This is a genomic window from Streptomyces murinus (assembly GCF_002154555.1).
Classification (GTDB): Bacteria; Actinomycetota; Actinomycetes; order Streptomycetales; family Streptomycetaceae; genus Streptomyces; species Streptomyces murinus.
This window is the reverse complement of the sequence record NZ_MUNF01000347.1, coordinates 1-9,118: the sequence shown is the minus strand read 5'-3', so window position 1 is coordinate 9,118 and position 9,118 is coordinate 1. Positions and strand designations below refer to the sequence as shown.

The 9,118-nt window shown below is 72.3% G+C and carries 7 protein-coding genes; 1 reads left to right on the top strand and 6 read right to left on the bottom strand.

Going from position 1 to position 9,118, the window contains the following annotated elements; translation table 11 throughout:
- The 6 genes from CCN72_RS21255 to CCN72_RS21230 form a co-directional block, all read right to left on the bottom strand.
- Positions 1 to 324, bottom strand: a 324-nt coding sequence (locus tag CCN72_RS21255; RefSeq protein ID WP_143664157.1) for a hypothetical protein, incomplete at its 3' end; no start/stop codon positions are given.
- 64 nt (positions 325 to 388) lie between these two features.
- Positions 389 to 1,102: a thioesterase II family protein gene (locus CCN72_RS21250; protein WP_086808893.1), complete on the bottom strand. Its 714-nt coding sequence runs from the start codon at positions 1,100 to 1,102 to the stop codon at positions 389 to 391.
- A 6-nt stretch (positions 1,103 to 1,108) separates the two neighbouring features.
- The gene (locus tag CCN72_RS21245) at positions 1,109 to 3,112 is read right to left on the bottom strand and encodes a S9 family peptidase (protein WP_086808892.1); all 2,004 of its coding nucleotides are present in this window, start codon (positions 3,110 to 3,112) and stop codon (positions 1,109 to 1,111) included.
- A 28-nt stretch (positions 3,113 to 3,140) separates the two neighbouring features.
- On the bottom strand, positions 3,141 to 3,674 hold the full coding sequence (locus CCN72_RS21240) for a hypothetical protein (RefSeq protein WP_086808891.1): 534 nt from the start codon (positions 3,672 to 3,674) through the stop codon (positions 3,141 to 3,143).
- On the bottom strand, positions 3,655 to 4,488 hold the full coding sequence (locus CCN72_RS21235) for an alpha/beta fold hydrolase (RefSeq protein WP_086808890.1): 834 nt from the start codon (positions 4,486 to 4,488) through the stop codon (positions 3,655 to 3,657). The genes CCN72_RS21240 and CCN72_RS21235 overlap by 20 nt, the downstream gene beginning before the upstream one ends.
- 91 nt (positions 4,489 to 4,579) lie before the next feature.
- Positions 4,580 to 8,053 carry a non-ribosomal peptide synthetase gene (locus tag CCN72_RS21230; protein ID WP_086808889.1) on the bottom strand — a complete coding sequence of 1,158 codons (3,474 nt, stop codon included), beginning with the start codon at positions 8,051 to 8,053 and terminating at the stop codon, positions 4,580 to 4,582.
- A gap of 593 nt (positions 8,054 to 8,646) precedes the next feature.
- Here CCN72_RS21230 and CCN72_RS39050 point away from each other — a divergent pair.
- A partial coding sequence (locus tag CCN72_RS39050) for a peptidogalycan biosysnthesis protein (protein WP_208638057.1) occupies positions 8,647 to 9,118 on the top strand: 472 nt, incomplete at its 3' end.

Genomic DNA, 9,118 nt, shown 5'->3' with positions numbered 1-9,118 from the left:
GCCGTCGGGGTTCCGGGTCACCACGAGGGAGGGGCCCGTCGCTTCGTCCCCGACGGCTTCCACCAGCAGCCGGGCGGGAACGTCCGCGCCCGCCGGTGCCGTGACCTTCTCCCAGTGCCGCAGCAGCGCTTCCCGGTACCCGGCGACGCTGGTTCCCTCCGCCGCCCGGACCTCCACCGCCTGGTAGTCACCCAGGCTCACCCGGGCCTCGACGTCCCGTTGCCCGGCGAAGCGGGAGACCGCGAGCACGGCGGCCGCCAGTACGTCCTGCGGTGGATCGACAGGGGCGCCGGCCTCTGCGTTCGACGACTGCTGTGCACGCATCCGCTTCAACTCCCAACGTTCTTCCGGCTGGTGTCATCCGGGCGGCGGTGCCCCGACGCGTGGATCAGGCGCGGTCGCCGACTTCCTTCTCCAGGTGGGCCATCAACGGGCCCCACTGCTCGGTGAGATACATATGGCCGCCGGGCAGCTCGAAGCCGCCGACCCCAGCGGTCGTGAAGTCCTGCCAGCGGGACGCCGATTCGGCGCTCACGAGCGTGTCGTCCGCACCGCGCACGGTGACGACGGAGCACGAGACGGGAGGACCCGCGGGGGGCTCGTACGACTCGTGCGCGGTCACGTCCGCGCGCAGCGCGGGCAGGATCAGCTCACGCAGTTCGGGGTCCTCGGGGATGGCCCCCGACTCCCCGGCGTTCAGCGCGACCTGGCGCAGCAGGCCCTCGTCGGGCAGATCGGCCGCGCGGGTCCAGGGGATCTCCCCGGGGGCGGCGGAGCCGCTGGCGAACAGCACCAACTCCGCAGCATCGTCTTCGAGTTCCAGGAGCCGGGCCAGCTCATAGGCGACGATCGCGCCGAAGCAGTGGCCGAAGAGGGCGATCCGGCGCCGCCCAACCACCGCCGCGCGCACGGCGGGAAGCACGGCGCGGGCGAGTCCCGGAATGCTGTCGACGGGTTCTTCGAACAGCAGCTTCTCCTTTCCCGGGAGATCGACCGGCACCACGTCGAAGACGGACGACACCCCGCTCCAGGGCGCGAAGAAACTGGGGCCGCCACCGGCCGCCGGAAAGCAGAGCAGGATGTCCGAACGGGATCCGTCCATGCGTGATCAACCTTCCGAAGGGCCGAACGTGTCGAGGTAGAGCCGCAATTCGGCTTTCAGTGCGGCGATGATGTTCTCCTCGCGGCGGAATCCATGTCCTTCGCCCGCGAAAAGGAGATGGGTGTGTACCAGGTCCGGGTTCTTGATACGGGCCAGGAAACGGTCGCACTGGGCCGCCGGGCAGACCGGGTCCTCGGCCCCGTGGAAGAGCGCGAACGGCGTGGTGACGCGCTCGGCGTGATGGATGGGGGACCGCTCGGCGAAGCGCTCCGGCACCTCGTCCGGGCGGCCGATCAGCCCCTCCACGTACCGCGATTCAAAGTCGTGCGTCTCACCCGTGACCGTGGCCGCCGCGTCGAGCAGCGGATAGTAGATCGCCGCACACGCGTAGCGGCCCTTGGCGAGCGGGGAGGCGAGGGACGCGGCGGCGGTCCAGCCCCCGGCACTTCCACCGCGGATCGCCACCCGCGCGGGGTCGGCGAGGCCCTCCGCGACGAGCGCCGAGACGACGTCCGCGCAGTCCTGGACATCGCCGACTCCCCACTGGTCGCGGAGCCGTTCGCGATAGGCGCGGCCGTATCCGGTGGAGCCGCTGTAGTCGACGACCACGACGCCGATGCCCCGTGAGGCGAAGTAGGCGATCTGAAGGTCGAGGGCCTTAGGCGTCCGCGCGGTCGGACCGCCGTGCACCCACACCACGAACGGCGTCTTCTCGCCCTCGGGGCCGGTGAATCGAGGGTTGCGGGGGCGGTAGAGACAGGCCTGGACGTCCCGTCCGTCGGCGCCCTCGAAGGTGCGCGGCTCGGGCAGCGGGCAGTAGTCCGGGTCGAGCGCCTCGCCGGGGGAGCCGGTGACCGCCCTCGCGGCCAGGGTGCGGGCCGAGGTCTCCACGATCTCGTAGCCGGAGGCGGGTCCCGCCGCCACACCGACGACGCGGTCCCCGCGCACCGCGAGCGTCGGCGCCCACTCGGTCCAGGGGCCCTCGACATCCGTGAGCGTGCCGGTCGCCGGGTCGAGGATGCCGAGCGCGAGCCGGCCGTGCCCGTGCAGGCAGGCGATCCGGCCGTCGGGCAGCACCCGGAACCATTCCATGCCCACCTGCCACAGCGCCCCGGCGAACTCCTCGCGCGCCGGGTGCAGTTCGGTCGCGCGCCCGGTGGCGGCGTCCACGCGGTGCAGGTTCCACCAGCCGCTGCGGTCGGTGGCGACGATCAGCTCGTCGGGGGAGTACCACTCGACCTGGGCGATCGACTCACGGGACGCGCCGCCGTCCTCGTCGCCGTCCGAGGTGAGCGTCAGCGTCCGCCGTTCGCGCAGGCCCCCGTCGGCGTCGACCTGCGCGAGGTGCAACCGTGTCGCGTCCCACGGCATGTCGGGGTGGTCCCACGACAGCCACGCGGCCCACCCGCCGTCCGGCGACAGCACCACCCCGGTGAGGAACCGCGGTCCGTCGTCGGTCAGTTCCCTGATTTTGCCGCGATCCCCGGCGGCCGACCCGTCCAGCGGTACGGCGGCCAGGACGCGCCGGACGTCGCCCGGTCGCGGGCCGGTGTGCTCCTCCAGCACGCACCAGACCTCGTCACCGCCGGGCCCGACGCGCGGTGCGCACCAACGCAGTTGACGGCCCTCACCGGACGCCGCCAAGGGGGTCAGCGCGCGGGGCGCCCCGTCCTCGTCCGGGGCGTACGCGTACAGCCGCTGGTCGGGGTGGTGCGTGAACACGACGAGCGGGCCCCCGGTCGCCCGCTCCTGACCGGTCCAGGGGCGGCCGCCGTACTCGTGCACGCTGTTGCGGACGTTCCAGGGCGCGGGCAGCACATCGTGCTGCCGTCCGTCGCGCAGGCACAGCAGGGCCTGCCGGCCGCCCTCGCTCGGCCGCAGCTCGGTCCACCACACCTCGTCCCCCACACAACGGAGCCATTCGGCCCGGCCGGGGTGCGAGGCGGCCGCCTCCTCGGTGACGGGGGAGGACCAGGTCCCGTAGGGGGCCGGGTGCGGGGGGCGGATCATGGTGAACCCTTCGTCGGCGGTCGCGGAGTCAGCCTTCGCACCAGATGGCGCTGCGGTCATGGAATTCCTGGTCGCGGTCGTGGCAGCAGACGTCCTTCTTCCGCGCCAGCAGATGGGTGCCCGCCCGGGGGTCGTCGCTGTCGTGCAGGCCGCAGGACGCGAGCAGTTCCCGGACCTCCCCGCACCGCTCAGGACCCGCGAGGAGGACGGCGCCGTGCGGAACGATCAGGTCGGACAGCGCGCCGATCAGCCGGGCGGCGGGCACCGAGTCCAGCTGGGGGCAGGCCGGTTCGGCATAGGCGCCGGGGAAGCGCCGATGGCCGCCGAGGTGTGCCGGGTCCGCGCCGAGCACGTCCTGCGCGCGCACACCGAGCACGGCGATCCCGCGCCGGTCGAGCGCCGCGCCGAGCGCCTCCGGCACCTCGCCGACCGCGAGCACACAGGGTGCGATACCCGGGTTGGCCTGGGCGGACATCGAAGCGAACAGGGCGAACTTGTGGAAGGCGAGGGCGAGGGTGCCGGTCCCCAGGGCGGGCGCGGGCTCAGTCTGCTGAGGGTTCACCGATCTCCTTCAGGAAGTCCAGGACCGCGGCGGCGATCGTGGCGGAGTGGCCGGTCGGCACATGCGCGGCGCCGTCGATCTCCAGGTAGCGCGCGTCCGGGATGGTCTCGACCGCGCGCCGGAGCAGCGCCGGCGGAAACATGCGGTCCCACTCGGAGGCGACCACCAGGGCCGGTACGGACAGCTCGGCGAGTTCGGTCAGATGGTCCTGGGCGGCCCACTCCAGGGTCGCCGCGGTCTGCCCGACCACCCCGGCACCGGCCGGACCCGCGATGATCTCGGCGGTCAGCTCCCGCGCCTCGGCCACCGCGCGCGTGTCGTGCCAGCGCGTGGGCGGGACCAGCCCGTCCGCCGCCAGCCAGCGCAGCGCGGCCGGGGGCGGGGTGTCCAGTGCGTACAGCTCGGCCGTGGCTTCGAGGACCGGTACGGCGGCGGGGGAGAGATCGCCGCAGCCCTGGAGGAAGGTGACGGAGCGGACCAGGTCGGGGCGGCGCAGGGCCACCGCCTGGGTGACGAGACCGCCGAGCGACGACCCGATCATATGAAAGGGGCCCAGGTTCAGGTGTTCCATCAGGCCTACGGTGTCCGCGACCAGGTCCTCCACCGTGTACGGGGCGGGCGGCACCGCCGAGGGTGGCATGCCCCGGTTGTCGAAGACGACGGTACGGTGGCCGGCCGCCAGCAGCGCGGGCACGGTCTGCATCTCCCAGACGACCGAGGACTGACCGGACCCGGCGACATGGAGCACCGGGGCGCCCCGGTCGCCGTCGACCGCGTACGAGAGATCCGTTCCGTTGATCCTGGCGAGTGGCACGGCGGCGAACTCCCTGGGGCTGGGCGGTGGGGGGTCGGTGTGGCACGGCACGCGGGCACGCGGCGGTCGCTCTCGCGGATCGCGCGGCGGCTCACACGGCGGCCGTACCAGGTGTCGGACCGGCCGTCGGACCGGTCGCCGTCCCGGTCGTCGGGCCCGTCGCCGGGTCGGAGTTCCGGGCGAGGGTGCGCAGCAGACCGGACAGGGTCGGCGCGCGCAGGAAGTCCCGCAGCCCCACCTCGGCCCCCAACTCCCTTCTGAGCAGCCCGACCAGACGGACCGCGCGGGTCGAATTGCCGCCCACGTCGAAGAAGTTGTCGTCGTCGCCCACCTCGTCCCGCTCCAGGACCTGGCACAGGAACCGCGCCACCTCGGGCCGCCGTCCGTCCTGTTCGGCCGGAGCGGCGGGCGCGGCGGCGGCCGGCCGTCCGAGTCCGGCGAGCCGGGCGCGGTCCGTCTTCCCGTTGGCGGTCACGGGGATCTCGTCCACGATCGCCCACAGTCCGGGCACCATGTACGCGGGGAGCCGCTCTTCGAGGAACGCGCCGAGCTCGGCGGTCGAGGGGGCCGTGCCGGTGTCCAAGGGGACGCAGACGGCGAGGAGTTGCTTGCTCACGCCCCCGTCGTCGCCGACCACCACGGCGGCGTCCCGTACCCCGGGGTGCTCGCGCAGCGCGGCCGCGATCTCACCGGGTTCGATCCGGAAGCCGCGGATCTTTACCTGGTCGTCCACCCGGCCGAGGAACCGCAACCGGTCCCGCGCGTCGAGGCGGACCAAGTCACCTGTCCGGTAAAGGCGTTCGGGTACGTCCGCGGAGAAGTGCCCGAAGCGCTCGGCGGTTCCGTCCGGGTCCCCCGCGTAGTCCAGGGCCAGTCCGTCCCCGGCGACATACAGTTCGCCCGCGGCACCGGGCGGCAGCAGCCGGCCGCGCTCGTCCAGGATGTGCACCCGGGAGCGGGGCACCGGGACGCCGATCGGCAGCGGGTCCTCGACATCCTCCGCGCGGCCGACGGTGTGCACGGTGGAGAAGGTGGTGTTCTCCGTCGGGCCGTACCCGTTGGTGACGACCAGATGCGGATGGCGTTCGAGCAGCGCGGCCACTTGGCGTGCGGGCACCACGTCCCCGCCGGTCAGCACGTGTCGTACGCCGGTGAACCCGTCCGGGGCGAAGTCCGCCACCAGCCGGAACAGGCCCGAGGTCAGCCAGCACACCGTCACCCCGCGCCGCCGCAGGAAGCCGCCGATCTCGGCCGGTGCGGGCAGCCCGGCCGGCAGGATCTCGATCGCCGCGCCGGACAGCAGCGGGCCCCAGATCTCCAGGGTCGACGCGTCGAAGCCCAGCGGCGCGAGGCGGAGCATCCGCTCACCGGGACCGAGCCGGAGGTAGGCGGCCTCGTGCACCAGCCGGGCGACCGCCCGGTGTGGCACACGCACCCCCTTGGGCGTTCCGGTGGAGCCCGAGGTGAACGCCAGATAGGCGACCCGCCCGGGATCCCCCTCACCGGTCGGCCCTGCGGCATGCCCGTCGGCGCCGGCCGGCCAGGGCTCCACCTGCGGCAGCCCGATCTCGCCCAACCGGCCCAACTCGGCACCGGCGCGCGCCACCACGGCCGCGGGCTTGATCCGCTCAAACATCTGGTCGACGCGGCTCGCGGGCAGGGCCGGGTCCATCCCCAGGTAGCAGGCCCCGGCCCACAGGGCGCCCAGGACGGCCACGATCTCGGCGACCGACCGTTCCACGGCGATCACCACGATGTCCCCGGGCCGCACCCCGACCGCGTGCAGCCGCGCCGCCTGCCGCGCTGCCGTCTCGGCCAACTCGGCGTAGGTGAGGGTCTGTTCGCCCTCGCGTACGGCCGTCGCCGAGGGCCGTCGTTCGACCTGAGCCAGGAACAACTCCTCGACAGTGAGCGCCGGACACGGCTGCTCGGTCCGGTTCAGCCGGTCGAGCCGGGCCCGTTGGGGCGCTGACAGGGCCCGTACGTCTTCGAGGATCTCCCGCGCCGGATCCCGCGCCAGCCGTACGACGGCCTCCGCGAAGTCGGCGAGGAACGCCTCGGCCTCCGCCGGGAGCAGGGCCCCGGTCGCGTACTCCAGGCTGCCCGCGAAGGACGGATCGCTGTCGCTGACGAACAGCGTCGCGTCGAACTGCGAGCCCCCGCCGTGCAGTTCCTCGATCCGGACGGTCAGTTCCCGGGTGGCGAGGCGCCGGGGCACCAGCTGGTCGTGCATGCCGAAGCAGAACTGCACCAGCGGATGACGGCTGGTGCTGCCGCCCATGCCCAGCCGGGTGACCAGCGCGTCGATGGGCAGCGAGCCGTGCTCCAGGCTCAGCGCGAGGGAACGCTGCACCGTACGCAGATAGTCGCCGATGCCCCGGTCGTCGTCGAGGTCGATCCTGACCGGCACCAGATTGCCCGTCACCGCGACCAGTTCGCGCAGCTCGGGAGTGGTGCGTCCCGCCAGGGGCACGCCGACCAGCAGTCGGCGGGCGCCGGTGTGGCGGCCGAGGGCGAGGGCGTAGGCGCCGAGAAGGAGGGCGAAGGGGGTGACACCGCACTCCCGGGCGCGTGCGGTGATCCCGGCCGAGGTCTCGGTGCCCAGGTCGAAGGGCGTGCGGGTGCCCGACGGGTCCTGGAGCGCGGGACGCTGGAGGTCGCTCGGCAACTCCAACACGGCGGGTACGCCCGCGAGATGACCTTCCCAGAACGCGCCCTGCCGGTCCCAGACCCCGCTGCCGGACAGCCCCTCCTGGTGATCCAGCAGGCACTGGAACCGGGGCGCGGGTGTGAGCGGGCGGTCCGGGTGGTCGTAGGCGTCGAAGAGTTCCCGCAGCAACAGGCCGACCGACCAGCCGTCGAGCAGCAGATGATGGGCGATCAGCACCAGGGCGTGCCGGCCGTCTCCGGCGGACGCGTGCAGGAAGCGCAGCGGGGGAGCGTCGGCGAGATCGAAGACCACCCGTCCCTCCCGGGTCGCCGCCGCTCGCACGAAGGACTCGAAGCCGCCGTCCCGCTCCGCGTCGTAAGCCAACTCGTCGAGCGGCACGGTGAATTCGTCGTCCACCTGCCGGTCGACCCGCCCGTCCACGTCCACGAAGCGGGTGCGCAGGTTCTCGTGCCGGCGCCCCACCGCGGCCACCGCCCCGGCGAGCAGCTCCCGTCGCAGCGGCCCCTCGGCGAAGGCGACGAAGACCAGGTTGTACGGCGAGCCGCCGACCGCCCGCTCGGTGAGCCACATGCCCTGCTGCGCATGCGACAACTGCCCCTCGGCGCGGGCGGGTTCGGCAAGGGGGCCGCGCGCCTCGGGTCTCGGCCGCGACGCCGGCGCAGCACCCGCCTCCGCCTCCGTCTCCGCCTTCGCGAGGACGGCGCGCAACGGCTCGTCCGCCAGCAGCCGCCCCAGCGGAACGGCGACACCGAGCCTTTCCTCGGCGAGCGAGACCAAGTGCATCGCCCGCAGAGAGTCACCACCCAGTCGCACAAAGCTCAGTTCGGTGAGTGCGGCCGTGTCCGCCTCCCCGGGGAGTACCGAAAGCGCGAGTTCCTCAAGGAGATGAGCCATCCTGCTACTCCTTAGGGCGTTCAGATGCTCAGGTGGGCAGGAATAAATGTTTTGACAAATCCCGAGTGGCCGCACGCATGGGGGCAGGCCGTACCGGCAGAGGTAAGAGGAGATTAGTGGCAGATGGTTCGGGAGCTAATCACGGACCGTTGCGGGGAGTCAACAGCCGCAGAGTCAATAGCCCGAGGCGACTTCCACCCAAGGCGAAGTCGACATAACGGTAAATCAGGACATCTCTGTAGGGTCCTGGTTTGTTGATGATCCTCTTGCCTCGCTCTCGGCAGTGTGTTTGACTGCATCGATCATTCGGGCCGGTGTCTGTGATGGATCTGTGCGCGACGGGGGATCTACCCATGCCTCATGTTCGGCATCTTGACGAGCCAGAAACGACGAAAGCCGCGTTAGTGATTGAAGTGGAACCAGGCGTTCCTGGTTCCTGGGACGACATTGTCGCCGCCACTCCCGCACCCATCCCCGCCACCACGACGGACCGTTGGCTGCGTCTCGCACCGAAGCGGCTGCCCGGAGAACGCGTCACCATCTTTCTGCGCGGAATGTCGGGTGAGCCTGAATTAGCGCTCCATGGCTCGGTCATGACGGCTCCCTCACCGAATACCCGCATCGATCCGTATTCGATATTCTCGGGAGCCTCGTCCTATCAGGGCCTGGCCACCGAGGGCCCGCACCCCTGGCGGGACCTCGCGCCCGAGGACGTCTATCCCTGCCTGCTGGTACTGATGCCGCACTACGAGGCGCTGCCGGTGGGCCGGCTCGCCAAGGACGAGACGGCCTGCGCCGTCCTGCTGGAGCGGCTGCGGCGATGGGCCGGCGAACAGGGGCTGCGCGGCATCGCGTTCGAGTACCTGGCCCCGGAGGCGGCGCCGCTCACGAACGCGCTGCGCACGGCGGGCTGGCCGGTCGTGGAGTTCGCGGCCCGCTGCGACCTCCATGTCACCTGGTCCGACTTCGACGGCTACCTGGGCACCCTCTCCTCCCGCCGCCGGGTCCGCGTACGCCGTGAGCTGCGCGCCCTGGCGGAGTCCGGGGTGCGGGTGGCCACCCGCA